This is a genomic window from Pantoea sp. Fr-CA_6 (genome assembly GCF_024520895.1).
Lineage (GTDB): Bacteria > Pseudomonadota > Gammaproteobacteria > Enterobacterales > Enterobacteriaceae > Pantoea > Pantoea agglomerans.
Genome location: NZ_JALNPO010000002.1, coordinates 102,896 through 122,536, shown reverse-complemented (window position 1 = coordinate 122,536; position 19,641 = coordinate 102,896). Strand labels below are relative to the sequence as shown.

The following is a 19,641-nucleotide window of genomic DNA, read 5'->3' as shown; positions in this document are numbered from 1 at the left end:
CTGTTACACCCGCTCATCCCCCTTCACGCACGTCTCCCCTTCCCGCTGTTCCAGTGCAATATGATTCACCGCCGTATGCTGCGCTATCAACGTCGCGAGCAGGGGTGAATGGCTGGTGATCCAGAGCTGACTGAACTCGCTGGCTTCGGCGATTAAGCGCGCCAGCGCAGGCAACAGATCTTCATGCAGGCTGTTTTCCGGCTCATTCAGTGCCATAAAGGCGGGCGGACGCGGGCTGAGCAGTGCGACAACCAGACAGAGAAACCTCAGCGTCCCATCAGAAAACTCCGCGCTCTCCAGCGGACGCAGAATGCCCTGGCGCGACATCAGCATCTGGAAACGGCCATTCTGCACATCGACATCAAACTGGCTGTCGGGAAACGCCTGTTCCATCACCTCAGACAGGAGTTCGGAATGACCGCGCTCAACAATGGTCGCCCAGGCCGCCGCCAGATTGCTGCCATCATGGCTCAGCACCGGCGCACGCACGCCAATCTGCGGTGCCCGTATCGGTGAGCCAGGCCAGACCGCAAACTCATGGTAAAAGCGCCACTGCTGCAGACGTTCGCGCAGCTGCGAAAGCTCCGGATAGCGATGCGGTTCGCCAAGCTGACCAAACAGCGACTCTTCGGGATGCAGCACCGCCGGATAGGCGACGCGCTCGCCCTCAACGTTGTGCAGAAAGGCAGTCTGATTTTCGCGCTGCATAATACAGGCGGAAGGACGGCGCTGCTGACCGCTTAGCCAGAGTCGCTCCTGCTTCACCAGCGGATCGAGATTGAACAGGCTGGTCACCAGCGGCTCGGGAAAGCCAATCTCCAACTGGTAATCCATGTCATCCATCACCACGGCCAGCTCCAGCCGCTTTGGATCGTGTCGGCGATCGCCCCGGCGTAAGCCGCCCGCCCACATCGCTTTCTGAATGCCGCCTTCTTCAGCCAGCGCCAGTGCAAGGCGACCGCTGGCCGCCTCATGCAGCAGCCGCACCGCTTTGTAGAGGTTAGATTTACCGCAGCCGTTGGGACCGCTCACCACATTCAGCTGCTGCAGCGACAGCGTCAGGTTACGTATCGAGCGGAAGCCGCGGATCTGAATCTGTTCAATCGCCATAATAAAAAAGGGCGATTGCTCGCCCTCTCCGGTTTATTTTCGACGCCAGCTGGAGCCCTGCGGCCCATCCTCGACGATGACACCCAGCGCGTTAAGCTTGTCGCGCGCGATGTCCGCTTCCGCCCAGGCTTTGGCGGCACGCGCATCGGCACGGGCTTTCACCCAGTGCTCAATCTCGGCAACCTCTTCGTCATTGACCTGCGCGCCGCTTTGCAGGAACAGCTCAGGATCCTGCTGCAGGATGCCCAGCACGTTGGCCATCTCGCGCAGCTTCGACGCCAGCCCGTGCGCTGAAGCGCCATCTTCACTTTTCAGGCGGTTCACTTCACGCGCCATGTCGAACAGCACCGAATAGGCTTCCGGGGTGTTGAAATCATCATCCATTGCGCTGCGGAACCGCGCTTCAAACGCTTCGCCGCCGTGGGCAGGCACGCTGCTGTCGGTGTGACGCAGTGCCGTATAGAGACGCTCCAGCGCCGCACGCGCCTGATTCAGGTTATCTTCGCCGTAGTTAAGCTGGCTGCGATAGTGACCGGACATCAGGAAGTAACGCACCGTCTCCGCATCATAATGTTGCAGCACGTCACGCACGGTGAAGAAGTTACCGAGCGATTTGGACATCTTCTCGCGATCAACCATCACCATGCCGGAGTGCATCCAGTAGTTGACGTAAGGACCGTCATGGGCGCAGCTCGACTGGGCGATTTCGTTTTCATGGTGCGGGAACATCAGGTCTGAGCCGCCCCCGTGGATATCGAAATGGGTGCCCAGCTGTTTGCAGTTCATTGCCGAGCACTCGATGTGCCAGCCGGGACGACCGTTGCCCCAAGGCGATGACCAGGCTGGCTCATCCGCTTTGGACATTTTCCACAGCACGAAGTCCATCGGGTTGCGCTTCACGTCGGCGACTTCAACACGCGCGCCCGCCTGCAACTGCTCCAGATCCTGACGCGACAGTGCGCCGTAATCGGTGTCGCTGAGGACATCAAACATCACGTCGCCGTTATCCGCCACATAAGCGTGACCGCGAGCGATCAGTGTTTCCACCAGCTCGATAATCTCAGCGATGTGACGGGTAGCGCGCGGCTCCTCATCGGGCGGCAGAATCCCCAGCGCGGCGAAGTCGTTGTGCATCTCGCCAATCATGCGGTTAGTCAGGGTTTCGATGCTCTCGCCGTTTTCGTTGGCGCGCCTGATGATTTTGTCATCAATGTCGGTGATGTTACGTACATAATTAAGCTGATAACCGAGGTAACGCAGGTAGCGCGCCACCACGTCAAACGCCACGAACGTCCGCCCATGACCAATGTGACAGAGGTCATACACCGTGATGCCGCAAACATACATCCCGATTTTACCGGCATGAATGGGTTTGAATTCCTCTTTCTGTCGACTCAGGGTGTTATAAATCTTAAGCATTGAACGGTTCCGTTTTCGCGTGTGGTTGGCACTTTTAAGTATCCAGACATTGTGCCGTATTTTTATCGCTCGCGCGACGCAAAGCAAGCCAACTGCGCCGCGCTGCTGACGCGTCATTGGAAATTATGATATAAGAACGGTCGACAAAAAGGGGGACGCCCATCGACAGAGCGACCTCAGCAACTGATGACAACCTTTACAGGACGACAAAAATGGTAACTTTCCAGACGAACCATGGCGATATCGTAATCAAAACTTTCGATGATAAAGCGCCGGCAACCGTACAGAACTTCCTGGATTACTGCCGTGAAGGTTTTTACGACAACACCATTTTCCACCGCGTAATCAACGGCTTTATGATTCAGGGCGGCGGCTTCGAGCCGGGCATGAAGCAGAAAGAAACCAAAGCCGAAATTCAGAACGAAGCCAGCAATGGCCTGAAAAACACCAAAGGTACGCTGGCAATGGCACGTACCTCTGCGCCGCACTCTGCGACCGCACAGTTTTTCATCAACGTAGCTGACAACGACTTCCTGAACTTCCGTGACGAAAGCGTTCAGGGCTGGGGCTACTGCGTATTCGCTGAAGTGGTTGAAGGTATGGATGTGGTCGAGAAGATCAAAGCGGTCTCTACCGGCCGCAGCGGCATGCACCAGGATGTGCCAAAAGACGACGTCGTTATCCAGAAAGTGACCGTCAGCGAGTAATGTCGCGCACGCTGTTTATCGCAGATCTCCATCTGTGTCAGGAAGAACCGGCGATTACCGCCGGTTTTCTGCATTTTTTACAGCGCGAAGCACCCCACTGCGACGCGCTCTATATTCTCGGCGATCTGTTTGAAGCCTGGATTGGCGACGACGATCCCAATCCGCTGCATCAGCAGGTTGCCCGCGCCCTGCGCGCCCTGCCGGTTCCGGTTTACTTTATCCATGGCAATCGCGACTTCCTGATTGGCCGACGCTTTGCGCAGGCCTGCGGCATGACGCTGCTGCCGGAAGAGCAGGTGCTGACGCTCTACGGCCATCGGTTGCTGATCATGCACGGCGATACGCTCTGTACCGACGATGCGGGTTACCTGCGTTTTCGGGCCAAAGTGCATAATCCCTGGATCCAGCGGCTGTTTCTCGCGTTGCCGTTGTGGATACGTAAACGCATTGCCGCCCGGATGCGCGCCGACAGTAAACAGGCCAACCAGCATAAATCCCAGACCATCATGGATGTGAATCAGGAAGCGGTCGTCGCCACTATGCTGCGCCAGCAGGTGCCACTGTTAATCCACGGTCACACTCATCGCCCGGCGATTCATACGCTGAGCCTCCAGGGTGAAACGGCGCAACGCGCGGTTCTGGGTGCCTGGCACAGCCGGGGTTCCATGATCCAGCTCGACGCCAGTGGCATTCAGCTTATCCATTTCGACTTTTAATCTGCGGTTAAATCCACGACCTTAAGCCCGACGCAACCGTTTTCCTTGCGTGCTTCTCATGCTATTCTCGGTGCCCTTCAAAACCTGTCCGCCCGGCCAGGTCTGTTTGTTCATTCACAGGAGTTGACCCCATGTCATCCAACGCCCCGGCCCGCATCGCCATTGTTATGGGTTCCAGAAGTGACTGGGCCACCATGCAGTTCGCCGCTGAAATCCTCTCCAGCCTGGACGTCCCTTTTGATGTTGAAGTGGTCTCTGCGCACCGCACCCCGGATAAACTGTTCAGCTTCGCCGAAACGGCAGCCGACAAGGGTCTTCAGGTGATTATTGCTGGCGCAGGTGGCGCGGCACATCTGCCGGGTATGCTGGCGGCAAAAACGCTGGTGCCGGTACTGGGTGTGCCGGTGCAGAGCGCAGCACTGAGCGGCGTCGATAGCCTCTATTCGATTGTGCAGATGCCGCGCGGTATTCCGGTTGGTACGCTGGCGATTGGCAAGGCGGGCGCAGCCAATGCCGCGCTGCTGGCGGCGCAGATTCTGGCGCTGCATGACAGTGCGCTGGCGTTACGCCTGACCACCTGGCGTCAGAGCCAGACCGATGAGGTGCTGAACCATCCCGATCCGCGGGTGGATGCATGAAGCCGGTTTGCGTACTGGGCAACGGCCAGTTAGGTCGTATGCTGCGTCAGGCGGGTGAACCGCTGGGCATCGCGGTGTATCCGGTGGGTTTAGACGCCGATCCCACCGCGCTCCCTATCGCCGACAGCGTGATCACCGCCGAAATCGAACGCTGGCCGGAGACGGCGCTGACGCGTGAACTGGCCAGCCATCCAGCCTTTGTTAATCGCGATATCTTTCCGCGTCTGGCGGATCGTCTGACGCAGAAACAGCTGCTGGATCAGCTGGGACTGGCCACCGCGCCGTGGCAGTTGCTGGCGGACAAAAGCGAATGGCCAGCGGTGTTCGACTCGCTGGGCGAGTTAGCGATTGTGAAAAGCCGCACCGGCGGTTACGACGGCCGGGGTCAGTGGCGTCTGCGTGCCGATGAGACTCACACCCTGCCGGAAGCGTGCTATGGCGAATGCATCGTTGAGCAGGGCATCAACTTTTCCGGTGAAGTCTCACTGGTGGGGGCGCGCGGTCACGATGGCCAGATGGTGTTCTATCCGCTGACGCACAACCTGCATCAGGATGGCATTCTGCGCACCAGCGTTGCGCTGCCGCAGGCGGATCAGGCACAGCAGCAGCAGGCCGAAGCGATGCTGAGTGCGATCATGCAGGAACTGAACTACGTCGGCGTAATGGCGATGGAGTGTTTCGTTACGCCAGACGGATTGCTGATCAATGAGCTGGCGCCGCGCGTCCATAACAGCGGGCACTGGACGCAGAATGGTGCGTCGATCAGCCAGTTTGAGCTGCATCTGCGCGCCATTCTTGGCCTGGCATTACCGCAGCCGGTGGTGTTTGCGCCGTCGGCGATGGTCAATCTGATTGGCACTGACGTGAATCTCAGCTGGCTGCAGCAGCCGCTGGTGCATCTGCACTGGTATGACAAAGAGGTGCGTCCGGGTCGTAAAGTGGGCCATCTGAATCTGACCGACAGCGATACAGAACGGCTCAGTGCTGCCCTTAACGCGCTGGTGCCGCAGCTACCGGAAGCGTACGCCAGCGGCATCGCCTGGGCGGTTGAAAAACTGTAATCCCCGCACCTGAGTCTGATGATGGCTTTACCAGGCAGCTCAGAAGCTTAATGCGATGGGAGCATACGCCGGTGAGCAAAGCATCGGGCCGCCCGGCTAAAAACGCCGGGAGCGTTTTTGAACAAAGCAAAGCGTTGGCCCGGCTACGGGCGCACCTCAGGGATGAGGAGCGTAATCGCCCGCGCTGAGCCTGCCATGGATGGCGTTTTTGCGTCTTTGCGGAGGGCGTATGCTCCCTGAGCCAGCACCTTACCGTCGAGCGCTACGGGTGCTAACTCACGTCGCATCAAACTTCCTGAACAACGCTTTCCCTTTGAGTAATCGGATCCCCAGCCAGCCACCGCACAGCGATAACAGCAGCGCGCCACACAACGGCAGCGCCAGCCATAGGGTCCAGTCAGGCTGCCACGGGAAGTCGAAAATCTTAGTCTGTAATCCCCACAGCGCCGCTTCTGCCCCCATCGCCGCCGCCACGCCGGAGACCACGCCGAGCAGGGCAAACTCACACCACAGCGTCGTACGCAGCAGGCGTTTACCGGCACCCAGCGTGCGATAGACCACCAGCTCCTGACGCCGCTGGCGCATACCGACCTGAATCTGCGCCAATAGTAGTAACACACCACAGGCGGTCACCAGCACCACCATGATCTCCAGCGCCTGGCTGACCTGCGCCAGCACCTGACCGATCTGCCGCATTATGCTGCCGATATCCAGCAGACTCAGCGCCGGAAAAGCACGGTTAAGCTGCGCCAGCAGAACAGGATTCGCCTCCATGCGGAAGCTGGTGAGCCAGGTCTGCGGCTGGCTGTCGAGCGCGCCCGGCGGGAAGATAAAGAAGAAGTTCGGCTTCAGGCTTTCCCAGTCCACTTTACGCAAACTGGTAATGCGCGCGCTGAAGGTCTGCGTATCGCCATCGAACGTCAGGGTATCGCCGAGCTTCAGCCCCAGCCGATCCGCCAGTTCCACTTCCATCGACACTTCACCCGCTTTAGGTGGCCAGTTGCCTGCCACCAGCGGATTGTGATCCGGGCGATTGGCCAGTTCCGTCAGGTTGAGCTCACGGTTCAGGGCGTTATCCAGCTTCGGATCGGCCGGTTTGCCGTTGAGTTCACTGAGCCGCACCCGCGCAATCGGGTAAAAGGTCCCGGGCGTGATCTGATGCGACTGCAGGAAATCACGCACCTGCGGCACCTGATCTGCCGTCATATTCAGCAGGAAGAAGTTCGGGCTATCCGCCGGTAACTGCTGCTGCCAGCGATCCAGCAGATCGCCACGCATTACCAGCAACAGCGCCAGCAGCATGAACGACAGCGAAAAGGCCGCGAGCTGGCTCAGCGTCATGCCGGGCTGGCGCAGCAGCCGGTTGATCGCCAGTCGTAACGCCAGATTGCGCACTACCAGCCGACGCAGCAGCAGCAGGGTTCCCCAGCCGAGTAGTGCCAGCAATCCGGCCAGCACCACCACACCCGCCAGCAGCGCCCAGAGCATTTTACTGCCGCCAACCAGCAGCGCTAACAGCGTCACCACCACCGCGATCATCACCGGAATATAGATCTTCAGCGGCCAGAGGTTCGCCACCGCATCGCGCCGCAACACCCGCAGCGGCTGTGTCGCCAGCAGCAGACGATAGGGACGCAGACCCACCAGCAGCGAAATCACAAACAACGATCCCACCGCCCAGATCCATGGCCAGACGCTGGCCGCCGGTAAGCTGGCAGGCAGCACGGGTTTCAGCATCGCCATCAGGATCGCTTCAACGCCCTGCCCCACCAGACCACCGGCAATCGCCGCCAGCAGCAGCACCGCCAGCCACTGACCGATGATCAGCCGCTGCAACGCGCCGTGCGTCGCACCCAGGGTTTTCAGCACCGCCACCAGATCGTAGCGGCTGCGGCAATAGTGGCTCATGGCGACCGCCACGGCCGCAATCGCCAGCATCAGCGTCAGCAAGGCCGAGAGCAGCAGGAACTGCTGTGCCCGCTGCATCGAACGGCCCAGTGCATCTTCCGAGTTCTCCACGCTGATCCAGCGCTGGTCCGCCTTCAGTTGCGGTTCAATCCAGCGGTCATAGCTGGCCAGCTGATCGGGATTACCGGAAAACTTATAGCGCCAGGCGATGCGGCTGCCTGGCTGAATCGCACCGGTTTTGGCGGCATCCGCCAGATTGATCAGCAGACGCGGCGCCATCTCAAACGGGTTAAAGCCGCCATCCGGCTCCTGGATCACCTCCCCGCTGATGCGCAGCTGGGTGTCACCCACTTCCAGCGTGTCGCCCACTTTCAGGTTCAGCAGCGCCATCAGGCGCGGTGCCGCCAGCGCGGTACCCGCCTGCGGCCTCAGCCCTGGCGGCTGCGTCTGCAACGTGCCAAACATCGGGTAGCGATCGTCCACCGCTTTTACTGAGGCAAGCTGCGGTGACTGATCGGCAAAGGTCATGGTCATAAAGGTCAGCTGACGGCTCACCGTCAGACCGCTTTCAGCCGCTTTTGCCAGCCAGGCTTCTGGCGCTGCATCACTGCTGCGCAGCGTACGGTCGCCGGCCATAAAATCACGGCTCTGCTGATTCAGCCCTTTTTCCATGCGATCGCTGATCGACCCCAGCGCCAGCACGCAGGCGACCGCCAGCGTCAGGGCCAGCCAGACAATCAGCAGCGAGGGCGAACGCCACTCGCGCCAGAACCAGCGCCAGATCATTGCTCCTCCCACAATTTACCGTCGCGCAGCCGCAGGCGACGATCGCAGCGCGCCGCCAGTTGCTCGTCATGCGTCACCAGAATCAGCGTGGTGGCAAAATCGCGGTTAAGGGAAAACAGCAGATCGGCGATGCGGTCACCGGTTTTACGATCGAGATTGCCGGTAGGCTCATCGGCAAACAGCAGACCAGGACGGCCACTGAAGGCGCGGGCCAGCGCCACGCGCTGCTGCTCGCCGCCTGAAAGCTGGGCGGGCAGATGATGCAGACGTTCGCCCAGTCCGAGCAGCGTCAGAAGCTCTTTCGCCTGTTCACGGCTCTGACGGTCGCTGTCGCCGCGCAGCAGCGAAGGAAGCTGCACGTTCTCCTGGGCATTCAGGGTTGGCACCAGCATAAATGACTGGAATACAAAGCCGACCTGCCGGGCACGCAGGGCCGCACGCTGCTCTTCGTTCATCTGGTGCAGCGGCTGCCCCAGCAGATGGACTTCGCCGCTGCTGCCATCGTCCAGCCCGGCCAGAATTCCGAGCAGGGTTGACTTGCCGGAACCGGACTCGCCAATCAGCGCAATGGTCTCAGCTGGTTTGACAACCAACTCAACTCCGGTAAGGATGGTTAACTGATGCTCTCCCTGACCGACGGACTTAGTAAGATGATGAACTTCAACAATGTTTTCCGCTGGCATTATCCCTTCCTGTTATTGATTCTTCTGCTGGTGTCGCGTCTTGCTGCTGCAGATACGCTGATGGTGCTGGGCGACAGCCTGAGTGCGGGCTATCGCATGTCTGCCACTGCGGCCTGGCCCAGCCTGCTCGATAAGCAGTGGCAGCAAAAACCTAAAGTGATCAACGCCAGTATCAGCGGTGATACGGCTGCACAGGGGCTGGCGCGCCTGCCCGCACTATTAAAACAGCATCAGCCGCAATGGGTGTTAATCGAATTGGGCGGTAACGATGGTTTGCGCGGTTTCCCGCCCGACGCTATCGCGCAGAATCTGAGTAAAGTTATCGACGATGTTAAAGCCGCCAATGCGAAGCCGCTGCTGATGCAGATTCGTCTGCCTGCCAACTATGGCCGCCGCTACACCGAAGCGTTCAGCGGCATCTATCCCGGATTAGCGCAGCAGCATAACATTCCTCTGGTGCCCTTTTTCATGGAGCAGGTTTATCTGAAACCCGAGTGGATGCAGCAGGATGGCATTCATCCTAATCCTGATGCCCAGCCTTTTATCGCCCAGTTAATGGCGAAAGACCTGGCCCCCTTAGTTAAGCAGCCGTAGCGCGCCGGGATGCGCAAAAAGGGTAAAGAAATGAAAAAGCACTAAATAACGGCAAGGTGGCGACGGAGATTTTCGACCGCTTTGCCATTCCTGAGTGTCCAGGCTTCCTCTCTAAACAATATCAATGCGAAAAGATAATTCCGCCCCAATATGGGAACAGTTAGACCCCAAAATTCGAGATGTCGTAACCGATATTTTCTATCAGGGTGTTCACAATGCCAGGGCACTGTTTCAGGCCGCAATTGAAAGTAAGCCCGCATTAATAGCCCATATTAAAAGTAGTCCTACATACATGACCTACGAAAACCACAGAAACAGAATAAGGTATCTACAGTGAAAAAAGTCTTAATTCTAATGGTTGCTCTTATTGCACCTGCTATGGCGCAGGCTGAATTATCATCAGGGCCAGAACGTAACGCCTGCTTCAAACAGAATGAAGACATACCAACTGCATATAACTGTCTGTCTGCCAAAAGAGACAACAGCAATAAAGCGCTGGATGCGCTAATAGCGGATACAGTTAAGAGAATCAAAGCCAACAATGTCGGCCCTTTTAATGGAAAAGAGTCCAGCAAAGAAACGTCCGGAGACGTTTACTCTCGGCGCTTTCTGGATGCGCAAAAAAAATGGAAGGATTACCGGACTCAACTTTGCCTGTCTGTAGCTACAGAGCTTAACGAGGACGCATACGACTACCAGTCATATATCGACCAGTGCCAAATTAATCTGAACAAAAACCATTCTGCTGAAATCACACAAATGGGACTGCCACCCGTCAATTAAGCACACTGGTCTCACTGCTCAGACGTAAAATCTGAAATCGGGCATTTTTTGCGGGGCTGTATAGCCCCGTTTACCGCCCGTTCTGTCAGCCGGTGCGGGCGACAAACTGTCAATCCACAACATAAAATCATTAACGAACATAACTTAACTTATTGATTATTAAATCTTATTCAAGGGCGTGAATTTGTGCAAAAAAACATTCTGATTACAGGTTGTTCGAGCGGTATTGGCCTGGTTGCCGCTCACGATTTACTGGCGCGGGGTTACCGGGTGATCGCCGCCTGCCGTAAAGCAGAGGATGTCGCCCGCATGGAAACACTGGGCTTTACCGGGCTGCAGCTGGATCTCGACGATCCGCAAAGTGTGGATCAGGCCGCCGACACAGTGCTCGCGCTCTGCGATAACCGTCTGACGGCGTTGTTTAACAACGCCGGATTCGGTCTCTATGGCCCGCTGCACACCCTCTCCCGCCAGCAGCTGGAACAGCAGTTTTCCAGCAACTTTTTCGGCGTCCATCAGCTGACACTGCGTCTGTTGCCCGCGTTGCAGGCCAGCGGCGATGGCCGCATTATTAATACCAGCTCGGTGCTGGGGCTGATCTCCACACCAGGCCGGGGCGCCTATGCCGCCAGTAAATATGCACTGGAAGCCTGGAGCGATGCGCTGCGGCTTGAAGTGCGCAGCCGCGGCATCCGGGTCAGCCTGATTGAACCGGGTCCGATTCAGACCCGCTTTACCGACAATGTGACGCAGGGCGAACAGCATAACCCGGTGCGCAACCCTGGCATCGCGGCACGTTTTACCCTGCCACCGGAAGCCATTCTGCCTAAACTTCGTCATGCACTCGAGAGTAAACATCCGCGTTTACGCTATCCGGTGACACTGGTCGCACACATAATGAGCCTGCTGAAACGGTTACTCCCCGGCTGGATGCTGGATCGCATTTTGCGCAGCCATTAATCAGCCATGCGCAATAGCGCTTGAAGCCGGGCCAGTTGGCCCCATATTCTTAGAACACTTTTTGCAAAGAGACTTATCCATGTCACCACAAGCTTCGATCATCGACATCAACGAATCTAACCTGCAGCAGACCCTTGAGCAGTCGATGCAGCTGCCGGTGCTGTTCTACTTCTGGTCTGAGCGCAGCCAGCACTGTCAGGATCTGACGCCCGTGCTGGAGCGCCTGGCGCAGGAGTACGCGGGTCAGTTTATTCTCGCAAAACTGGATTGCGACAAAGAGCAAAGGGTGGCGTCGCAGTTTGGTCTGCGTTCAATCCCGACCGTCTATCTGTTCCAGGATGGTCAGCCGGTTGACGGTTTCCAGGGTCCACAGCCGGAAGAAGCGATCCGCGCCCTGCTGGAAAAAGTCCTGCCGCGCGAAGAAGAGCTGAAAGCGCAGCAGGCGATGGCGCTGATGCAGGAAGGTAAACCGCTGGAGGCGCTGCCGTTATTAAAAGATGCGTGGCAGCTGAGCAACCAGTCCAGCGAGATCGGTTTCCTGCTGGCTGACGTACTGATTACCCTGAACCGCAGCGATGAAGCGGAAGCGGTGCTGAAAGTGGTGCCATTGCAGGATCAGGACACCCGCTATCAGAGCCTGATGGCGCAGATCGATCTGCTGAAACAGGCAGCGGATACGCCGGAGATTCAGCAGCTGCAATCCCAGCTGGAGGCTGACCCGACTAACGCCGGGCTGGCTGCTAAACTCTCGTTACAGCTCCATCAGGTGGGTCGTAATGAAGAAGCACTGGAACTGCTGTTCAGCTTCCTGAAATCCGATCTTAATGCCGCTGATGGCCAGGCGCGTAAAATGCTGCAGGAGATTCTGGCGGCGCTGGGTACCGGCGATGCACTTGCCGCGCGTTATCGTCGTCAGCTCTATTCCCTGCTCTACTAAGCGGCAGCACCCCGGGCCGAAGCGACTCGGCCCGTTAATCTGACAACGCGGAGGTTGTATGATAACTGTAATTCCTGCCCTGATTATTCTGGCGCTGGTGGCGGTCTGGGCCACCGTCAAGATCGTGCCACAAGGTTTTCAATGGACGGTTGAGCGCTTTGGCCGTTATACCCGCACCCTGCAGCCAGGATTAAGCCTGGTGGTGCCGTTCATGGATCGTGTCGGTCGTAAGATCAACATGATGGAACAGGTACTGGATATTCCCTCGCAGGAGATCATCTCCAAAGACAATGCCAACGTCACCATCGATGCAGTCTGCTTTATTCAGGTCGTTGACCCGGCGCGTGCCGCGTATGAAGTCAGCAATCTTGAGCAGGCGATTCTTAACCTGACCATGACCAATATGCGTACCGTGCTTGGCAGCATGGAGCTGGACGAAATGCTGTCACAGCGCGACAGCATCAACACCCGCCTGCTGCATATCGTGGATGAAGCGACCAATCCGTGGGGCGTCAAGATCACCCGCATCGAGATCCGCGATGTGCGTCCGCCGCAGGAGCTGATTGGCGCGATGAATGCGCAGATGAAAGCGGAGCGAACTAAACGCGCCGATATTCTGACAGCCGAAGGGGTGCGACAGGCGGCGATCCTGCGCGCTGAAGGGGATAAGCAGTCGCAAATCCTCAAAGCAGAAGGTGAACGGACCTCGGCGTTCCTGCAGGCAGAAGCGCGCGAACGTCAGGCGGAAGCGGAAGCTAACGCCACTAAGATGGTCTCGGAAGCGATCGCATCAGGTGATATTCAGGCCATTAACTACTTTGTGGCACAGAAATATACCGATGCGCTGCAAAAAATCGGTGAAGCTAATAACAGCAAAGTGGTGATGATGCCGCTGGAGGCGAGCAGTCTGCTGGGTTCGATTGCGGGCATCGGTGAACTGCTGAAGGAATCACGCACTGAGTCGAAACGCTGATGCTGGTCGATATTATCGCGCATCCGCACTGGTTCTGGCTGACGCTGGGTGGGTTACTGCTGGCGGCTGAGATGCTGGGCACCAGCGGTTACCTGCTCTGGAGCGGGCTGGCGGCGGTCATCGTCGGCCTCATTGAGTGGTTTGTGCCGGTAAGCTGGACGGCGCAGGGCTCTCTGTTTGCCGTGCTGACGCTGATCTGCGTCTTTTTATGGTATCGCTGGATGCGCCACCGTGAAGCGCGTCAGAAACCCAATGCCCTGAACCAGCGCGGCAGTCAGATGATCGGGTTGCAGCTGACGCTGGATACCGCGCTGCATAACCGCACCGGCCATGTGCGGATCGGGGACAGCAGCTGGCGGGTCGAGGCGGAGCAGGATCTGCCTGCGGGCACAGCAGTGGTCGTAACCGGCATTGAGGGGATTACGCTGCGTATTCAGCCACGCTGACCGCAGCATCCAGCCAGATTGTTGATAATCGGACATTCGGCGCCGTCATCGCCGGGACAGGCCTCTGCCAGCGCCAGCAGGCGAGCGCGCATGACGTGCAGCTCTTCAATATGCGCCGCAATTTCCTCCGCTTTCTGCAGAGTACGGGCTTTTACATCGGCACTGTGGCGCGACGGATTGTTAAACAGCGCCACCAGCTCACGACACTCATCCAGCGTGAAGCCAACCTGTCGTGCCTGACGTAACAGGTTCAGCTCCTCAAGATGGTGTCCGTTGTAGCTGCGGTAGCCATTTTCACTGCGCAACGGCGGCGTCACCACCCCCTTCTCTTCGTAAAAACGTATCGCCTTGCTGGTCAGTCCGGTCTTTTTTGCCACATCGCTGATGTTCATTTTCGTCCCCTTGACCTTCCCCTTGATGGAAGGTTTATGCTTAAGCATGAATCGAAAATGACCAATCGGTCAAATGGGATTACAGAAGGAGTTGATTATGTCACACACTATTTCTCTGGCACTGGACGGCTTGTCCTGCGGCCACTGTGTCAAACGTGTCAAAGAGGCACTGGAACAACGCGATGATGTTGACCAGGCCGACGTGACCCAACAGGAAGCGCAGGTTTCCGGTCACGCAGATGCGGCCGCGCTGATCGCCACCGTGGAGCAGGCGGGTTATCACGCGACGCTGAAAACCGCGGACGCTTCCCCAAAGTCTGAACCGTTGACAGCATCAGAGCCGCCGCCGGAGGCGCTGACAACGGAGACTGCTTCCCGTCCGGCAGAAACAACCCTCCCCACCCATATGCTGCTGATTGAGGGCATGACCTGCGCCAGTTGCGTGAGCCGGGTGGAAAAAGCACTGCAGCAGGTAGCAGGCGTCAGCCAGGCGCGCGTAAATCTCGGCGAACGCAGTGCGCTGGTGCTGGGCGACGCTGATCCGCAGCAGCTGGTAGCGGCCGTCGATGCCGCGGGTTATGGCGCGCAGGTAGTGGATGACGAGCAGGAGCGACGGGAGAAGCAGCAGCTCAGCGCCCGCAGCGCGATGCGGCGTTTCAGCTGGCAGGCTGCAGTCGCCTTAGCGTTTGGCCTGCCGCTGATGATCTGGGGCATGGTGGGCGACAACATGATGCTCACCGACCACAACCACGGCGTCTGGCTGACGCTGGGCATCGTGACTCTGCTGATCATGATCGTCACCGGCAGCCATTTTTACCGCAGTGCCTGGCGCAGTTTACGCAATGGCAGCGCCACCATGGATACGCTGGTGGCACTCGGCACAGGCGCCGCCTGGATTTACTCCTTTAGCGTGGTGCTGTGGCCCGACTTTTTCCCGCCACAGGCGCGCCATCTCTATTTCGAAGCCAGCGTCATGATCCTGGGCCTGATCAATCTGGGGCATGCCCTGGAACAGCGGGCGCGTCAGCGATCTTCTAAAGCGCTGGAAAGATTGCTGGATCTGACGCCAGCCCAGGCGCGGCAGGTTGATCAACAGGGCGACAGGCTGATTCCGGTCAGCGATGTGCAGCCCGGCATGACGCTGCGCCTGGTCACCGGCGATCGGGTGCCGGTCGATGGCGAGATCGCTACCGGTGAAGCCTGGTTTGATGAAGCGATGCTGACCGGCGAAGCGGTGCCGCAAAGCAAGACCCCGGGCGCAGCCATCTTTGCCGGCACCCTGGTGCAGGATGGCTCGGTAGAATTTATCGCCCGGGCGACGGGTAATCACACCACCCTGTCGCGCATTATCCGGCTGGTGCGTCAGGCGCAGAGCAGTAAACCGGATGTGGGCCGTCTGGCGGATCGCATCTCCGCCGTTTTTGTCCCGGTGGTGGTGTTGATCGCACTGTTCAGCGGCGCAGTGTGGTATCTGTTCGGGCCGCAGCCACAAATTGCCTACATGCTGGTGATCGCGACAACCGTGCTGATTATCGCCTGTCCTTGTGCGCTGGGCCTGGCGACGCCGATGTCGATTATTGCTGGTGTTGGCCGCGCCGCCGAGCTGGGGGTGCTGGTGCGCGACGCCGATGCCTTGCAGCGCGCCAGCCAAATCGACACCCTGGTGTTTGATAAAACCGGCACACTTACTGCCGGCAAGCCGCAGGTCAGTGACGTGCAGGTCTGGGGCGATGCCACCCGTGAATCAGTGTTAGCGACAGCAGCTGCGCTGGAGTTCTCCTCGGGTCATCCACTGGCGAAAGCGATTGTCGCCGAAGCGAAACTGACCCAGCCGCCTCTGTTAGCGCAATTTCGTACAATACGCGGCAAAGGGGTCAGCGGTAGTCTGGATGGCAGAACGCTGCTGCTGGGTAATGCCGCGCTGATGCAGGATAACGGCGTCGATTACCAGGCGGCGGAAGCAGAGATTGCGCGGCTGACGCAACAGGGTGCAACGCCGGTGTTACTGGCTGAGCAGGGCCAGCTAACCGGGCTTATCGCGCTGCGCGATCAGCTTCGACCGGAAAGCGGCGCAGCTCTGAAGCGACTGCATCAGCAGGGTTATCGCCTGATTATGCTGACTGGCGATCATGAAAATACCGCGCGCGCCATTGCTGCCGAGGTCGGTATTGATGAAGTAATTGCGGGCGTGATGCCGGAAGGCAAAGCGGCTGCAATTGAACAATTACAGCAGCAGGGCCGTCGCGTCGCGATGGTGGGTGATGGCATCAATGACGCGCCCGCACTGGCGCAGGCCGATGTGGGCATTGCCATGGGTGGCGGCAGCGATGTGGCGGTGGAAACCGCGGGCATCACGTTGATGCGTGCCGACCTGAACAGCGTGGCAGACGCGTTAGCGCTCTCTTCCGCGACCCTGCGCAATATCCGGCAGAACCTGTTTGGGGCATTTATCTATAACAGCATCGGCATTCCGGTGGCAGCGGGTGTGCTCTATCCGCTGACCGGTACCCTGCTCAGCCCGATTGTGGCGGGTGCAGCGATGGCGCTCTCCTCCATTACCGTGGTCAGCAATGCTAACCGCCTGCTGCGTTACCGGCCACCGCGCGAGTGATCGCCGTTTCAGCGCTGTTTTTCACGCGCTGAAGTCGCTAGCATGGGGTTTTGAATCGCAAAGGACCGGGAATGACAGGCAACATCTGGCGCTCACTGCGCGGCTTTATCAGCCAACTTTTTCCCGCCAGTTACCGCTGGCCTGCGATGGATATCCGGCTTGGCGATCGTCAGCTGCATCTGGTCGGCAGCATCCACATGGGGACGCGCGACATGCAGCCGTTGCCCGCCCGTCTGCTGCGTCAGTTGCAGCAGGCGGATGCACTGATTGTGGAAGCGGATATTACGCAGGGTGGTTCACCCTTTGATCACCACGGCGATCGTCCTGCGCTCTCCACCCGGCTGGATAGTCACGCGATGCAAACGCTCACCGCACTCTGTCAGGAGATGAGCCTCAATCTGAGCCTGTTTGATAATCTGCCCGCCTGGCAGGTGGCGCTGATGTTACAGGCGCAGCAGGCACAAAGGCTGGGATTACGACCTGACTACGGCATCGATTATCAGCTGTTGCAGGCCGCGAAAGGTCTGAACAAACCGGTGATTGAACTGGAAGGCGCAGAGGCGCAGATCGCCCTGCTGACTGCGCTGCCGGATGATGGCATGGCGCTGTTACAGGATACGCTGCTGCACTGGCACACCAATGCGCGCCTGCTGCAGATGATGGTGAGCTGGTGGCTCGATACGCCGCCACGCCAGCCGGAAATCGCCCTGCCCGCCACCTTCAGCCAGGCGCTGAATGATACGTTGATCGGTCAGCGAAATGCGCAGTGGTGTGACCGGCTTCAGGGATTATCAGCAGGAAACTATGTGGTAGCGGTCGGTGCTCTGCATCTCTACGGCGAAGATAACCTGCCTGAGATGCTGAAGAAGCCCTGAAAAAAAGAGAGCCGATAATATTATCGGCCCGTCAAAGAGGAATTTGTTTATGATTTTGGTTATCGCTCAGCAATCAGATTGCTGGCGCGCGGCTAATTTTCACTCAAAGAACAAAGTTTCGCCACCTTTTTCCACGATTCTGCGTAATAAGATTATTCTTAGTAAGGAACCTGTATGACGCCCGCCGTAAAATTGCTGGAAAAACAAAAAGTCAGCTTCACCCTGCATCCCTATGAGCATGACAGCAGCGAAACCCATTTTGGCGACGAAGCGGTACGTAAACTCAATCTGGATGCGCGCCAGGTCTATAAGACGCTGCTGGTGGCGCTGAATGGCGAGGCGAAACAGCTGGCAGTGGCGATTACGCCGGTATCGACGCAACTGGATCTCAAGAAGGTGGCAAAAGCGCTGGGCGCGAAGAAAGCGGATATGGCCGACCCACAGCTGGCCCAGCGGGTCACTGGCTATCTGGTGGGCGGCATCAGTCCGCTGGGCCAGAAAAAACGGCTGCCTACGGTGATCGACCACTCAGCCAGCGCGTTTGACGCCATGTTTATCTCAGGCGGCAAGCGTGGGCTGGATATCGAACTGGCTCCCCGGGATCTTTCACGACTGCTGGACGCTCCGTTTGCGGATATCGCCCGCCACGACTAAACCCGTGGCTGTGCGCAGAGCTGATCGATCATCCAGCGACCCGCCGGACCGGGTGGCGTACGGCGTGACCAGACCACCTCAATGGCGATATGCTGCGGCCAGCCCGGCATCGACAACTCTTTCAGAACGCCATGACCAAACTGTTTCACCAGCCAGCGCGGCAGAATCGTCCAGCCAAATCCCTGCTCCGCCATCTCCAGCAGTAACAGATAGGTCGGTGCCGACCAGATGCGCCCCATTGGCGCGGGTTCAGATGCCTCAACCCAGGTATTTAATCGCAGGTGACGAACCCCTTCCAGCTCGCTTTCGCTCAGGGTCTTAAGCTGAGCCAGCGGATGATCGCGATGTAAAAAGACCGCCATCTGTGCTTCAACCTGCAGTCGCGCCACCGCGATATCCACCGGCAGATTGGGCTGTGCCCGCACCACGCCCAGATGTACCCGCCCGGCCTGCAGCAGATCCAGCACATCACCATCCTCGGCAATCATGACCTCCAGTTCAATCTCCGGATAACGGGCATCAAATTGCCTGAGCAGATGCTCGTGATGATCGGTTTGCCAGAAGTCTGACATGGCAAAACTGAGCCGGGGTTCAACGCCCTGCGACAGCCGTATCGCCAGCGCATCCAGCCGCTCGCTGGCTGCCAGGATCTGCTGAACCTGAGGAATAACGCGGCGTCCCTGCTCGGTGAGGACCGGCTGCCGACCTGCCCGTTCAAACAGCGCAAAGCCGAGATCGTCTTCAAGACTGGCTACTGCCGCGCTGATGGTGGACTGACTTTTACCTAGCGCGCGCGCAGCGGCAGAGAAAGAACCGCTCGCCACAGTCTGCATAAAAGCCTCAAGGGATTCCGGGGAGTAACGCATCTGAACCATCGCTTTTTCCGATAGGTGTTCATTTTATCTTAGCATTCCGACGTGTGAAAATGCGCCGCATTATTGAAGGAGAACTCACAATGCGTACCCGCTCACTTAAAGAACGTATTCTTCATGCTGTCTGCTTTGAAACGCTGGCGATTCTGACCGTTTCGCCGCTGGCGGCATGGGCAATGAATAAACCGCTGTTTCAGATGGGATCGCTGGCGATTATGCTCTCTACGGTCGCGATGCTATGGAACATGATTTACAACAGCGGATTTGATCGCCTCTATGCGCCAGGCCAGAAACGTGGCCCGGGCGTGCGTGTATTACATGCGCTGGGGTTTGAAGGTGGATTTATCCTGATTGGTCTGCCCATTGCCGCCTGGATGCTGGATATCTCTCTGGGTCAGGCTTTCCTGGTCGAAGTGGCCTTTTTCCTCTTCTTCCTGCCCTACACCATGGCCTACAACTGGGTGTGGGACAAACTGCGCGAGCGCTGGATCAGACGTCACGCCTGCCGGGCGTAAG

20 protein-coding genes are annotated in these 19,641 nt (G+C 58.2%); 14 read left to right on the top strand and 6 right to left on the bottom strand.

Annotation, left to right across the window (positions count from 1 at the left end; all coding sequences use genetic code 11):
• Positions 1-3 precede the first annotated feature (3 nt).
• Positions 4-1,110, bottom strand: a complete 1,107-nt coding sequence (locus NR201_RS03650; RefSeq protein ID WP_033779632.1) for an AAA family ATPase — start codon at positions 1,108-1,110, stop codon at positions 4-6.
• A 33-nt stretch (positions 1,111-1,143) separates the two neighbouring features.
• The gene (cysS, locus tag NR201_RS03645) at positions 1,144-2,529 is read right to left on the bottom strand and encodes a cysteine--tRNA ligase (protein WP_010259051.1); all 1,386 of its coding nucleotides are present in this window, start codon (positions 2,527-2,529) and stop codon (positions 1,144-1,146) included.
• 212 nt (positions 2,530-2,741) lie between these two features.
• On the opposite strand from cysS, the gene ppiB reads away from it, so the two are divergent.
• The 4 genes from ppiB (at position 2,742) to purK (ending at position 5,651) form a co-directional block, all read left to right on the top strand.
• Positions 2,742-3,236 (top strand): peptidylprolyl isomerase B, encoded by a 495-nt coding sequence (gene ppiB, locus NR201_RS03640; RefSeq protein ID WP_010259052.1) that lies wholly within the window; start codon positions 2,742-2,744, stop codon positions 3,234-3,236.
• Positions 3,236-3,952 carry a UDP-2,3-diacylglucosamine diphosphatase gene (gene lpxH, locus NR201_RS03635; protein ID WP_033766656.1) on the top strand — a complete coding sequence of 239 codons (717 nt, stop codon included), beginning with the start codon at positions 3,236-3,238 and terminating at the stop codon, positions 3,950-3,952. Before ppiB ends, lpxH begins: the two co-directional genes overlap by 1 nt.
• Positions 3,953-4,083: 131 nt before the next feature.
• Positions 4,084-4,590, top strand: coding sequence for a 5-(carboxyamino)imidazole ribonucleotide mutase (purE, locus tag NR201_RS03630; RefSeq protein WP_010259054.1), 507 nt, complete (start codon positions 4,084-4,086; stop codon positions 4,588-4,590).
• Positions 4,587-5,651, top strand: a complete 1,065-nt coding sequence (gene purK / locus NR201_RS03625) for a 5-(carboxyamino)imidazole ribonucleotide synthase (RefSeq protein ID WP_256849382.1) — start codon at positions 4,587-4,589, stop codon at positions 5,649-5,651. Before purE ends, purK begins: the two co-directional genes overlap by 4 nt.
• 276 nt (positions 5,652-5,927) lie before the next feature.
• On the opposite strand, the gene ybbP is transcribed toward purK, so the two are convergent.
• Together ybbP and ybbA are read right to left on the bottom strand one after the other, a co-directional pair.
• Positions 5,928-8,345: a putative ABC transporter permease subunit YbbP gene (gene ybbP, locus NR201_RS03620; protein ID WP_256844783.1), complete on the bottom strand. Its 2,418-nt coding sequence runs from the start codon at positions 8,343-8,345 to the stop codon at positions 5,928-5,930.
• The gene (gene ybbA / locus NR201_RS03615) at positions 8,342-9,028 is read right to left on the bottom strand and encodes a putative ABC transporter ATP-binding protein YbbA (RefSeq protein WP_033756810.1); all 687 of its coding nucleotides are present in this window, start codon (positions 9,026-9,028) and stop codon (positions 8,342-8,344) included. Before ybbA ends, ybbP begins: the two co-directional genes overlap by 4 nt.
• Between ybbA and tesA the strand changes: the two genes are divergently transcribed.
• The 6 genes from tesA to NR201_RS03585 all read left to right on the top strand — a co-directional run bounded on the left by tesA (position 8,996) and on the right by NR201_RS03585 (position 13,721).
• Positions 8,996-9,622, top strand: coding sequence for a multifunctional acyl-CoA thioesterase I/protease I/lysophospholipase L1 (gene tesA, locus NR201_RS03610; RefSeq protein WP_010671236.1), 627 nt, complete (start codon positions 8,996-8,998; stop codon positions 9,620-9,622). The genes ybbA and tesA overlap by 33 nt on opposite strands.
• A gap of 333 nt (positions 9,623-9,955) precedes the next feature.
• Entirely contained in the window at positions 9,956-10,405 is a 450-nt protein-coding gene (locus NR201_RS03605; protein ID WP_022626094.1) for a lysozyme inhibitor LprI family protein, read from the top strand.
• A 186-nt stretch (positions 10,406-10,591) separates the two neighbouring features.
• Positions 10,592-11,365 (top strand): SDR family oxidoreductase, encoded by a 774-nt coding sequence (locus NR201_RS03600; RefSeq protein WP_179257114.1) that lies wholly within the window; start codon positions 10,592-10,594, stop codon positions 11,363-11,365.
• A gap of 79 nt (positions 11,366-11,444) precedes the next feature.
• Positions 11,445-12,302, top strand: coding sequence for a co-chaperone YbbN (locus tag NR201_RS03595; RefSeq protein ID WP_010259064.1), 858 nt, complete (start codon positions 11,445-11,447; stop codon positions 12,300-12,302).
• Between the two features lie 58 nt (positions 12,303-12,360).
• Positions 12,361-13,275, top strand: coding sequence for an SPFH domain-containing protein (locus NR201_RS03590; protein ID WP_010259065.1), 915 nt, complete (start codon positions 12,361-12,363; stop codon positions 13,273-13,275).
• Positions 13,275-13,721, top strand: a complete 447-nt coding sequence (locus NR201_RS03585; protein WP_010671234.1) for an NfeD family protein — start codon at positions 13,275-13,277, stop codon at positions 13,719-13,721. The genes NR201_RS03590 and NR201_RS03585 overlap by 1 nt, the downstream gene beginning before the upstream one ends.
• Here the strand turns inward: NR201_RS03585 and cueR are convergent.
• A complete protein-coding gene (gene cueR / locus NR201_RS03580; protein WP_010671233.1) occupies positions 13,709-14,113 on the bottom strand; it encodes a Cu(I)-responsive transcriptional regulator in 405 nt (134 codons plus the stop codon). The two genes, NR201_RS03585 and cueR, sit on opposite strands and share 13 nt — an antisense overlap.
• Before the next feature lie 97 nt (positions 14,114-14,210).
• Here cueR and copA point away from each other — a divergent pair, with 97 nt between their 5' ends.
• From copA to ybaK, 3 genes are all read left to right on the top strand, one after another.
• The gene (gene copA / locus NR201_RS03575; protein WP_256844785.1) at positions 14,211-16,724 is read left to right on the top strand and encodes a copper-exporting P-type ATPase CopA; all 2,514 of its coding nucleotides are present in this window, start codon (positions 14,211-14,213) and stop codon (positions 16,722-16,724) included.
• Positions 16,725-16,795: 71 nt separating this feature from the next.
• A complete protein-coding gene (locus tag NR201_RS03570) occupies positions 16,796-17,599 on the top strand; it encodes a TraB/GumN family protein (protein ID WP_256849381.1) in 804 nt (267 codons plus the stop codon).
• Positions 17,600-17,773: 174 nt separating this feature from the next.
• Positions 17,774-18,253 (top strand): Cys-tRNA(Pro)/Cys-tRNA(Cys) deacylase YbaK, encoded by a 480-nt coding sequence (gene ybaK, locus NR201_RS03565; protein ID WP_010259070.1) that lies wholly within the window; start codon positions 17,774-17,776, stop codon positions 18,251-18,253.
• Here the strand turns inward: ybaK and NR201_RS03560 are convergent.
• Complete coding sequence (locus NR201_RS03560; protein WP_010671230.1) at positions 18,250-19,119, bottom strand: LysR family transcriptional regulator; 870 nt, start codon at positions 19,117-19,119, stop codon at positions 18,250-18,252. The genes ybaK and NR201_RS03560 overlap by 4 nt on opposite strands.
• An 89-nt stretch (positions 19,120-19,208) precedes the next feature.
• On the opposite strand from NR201_RS03560, the gene NR201_RS03555 reads away from it, so the two are divergent.
• Positions 19,209-19,640 carry a multidrug/biocide efflux PACE transporter gene (locus tag NR201_RS03555; protein WP_010671229.1) on the top strand — a complete coding sequence of 144 codons (432 nt, stop codon included), beginning with the start codon at positions 19,209-19,211 and terminating at the stop codon, positions 19,638-19,640.
• Position 19,641 lies beyond the last annotated feature (1 nt).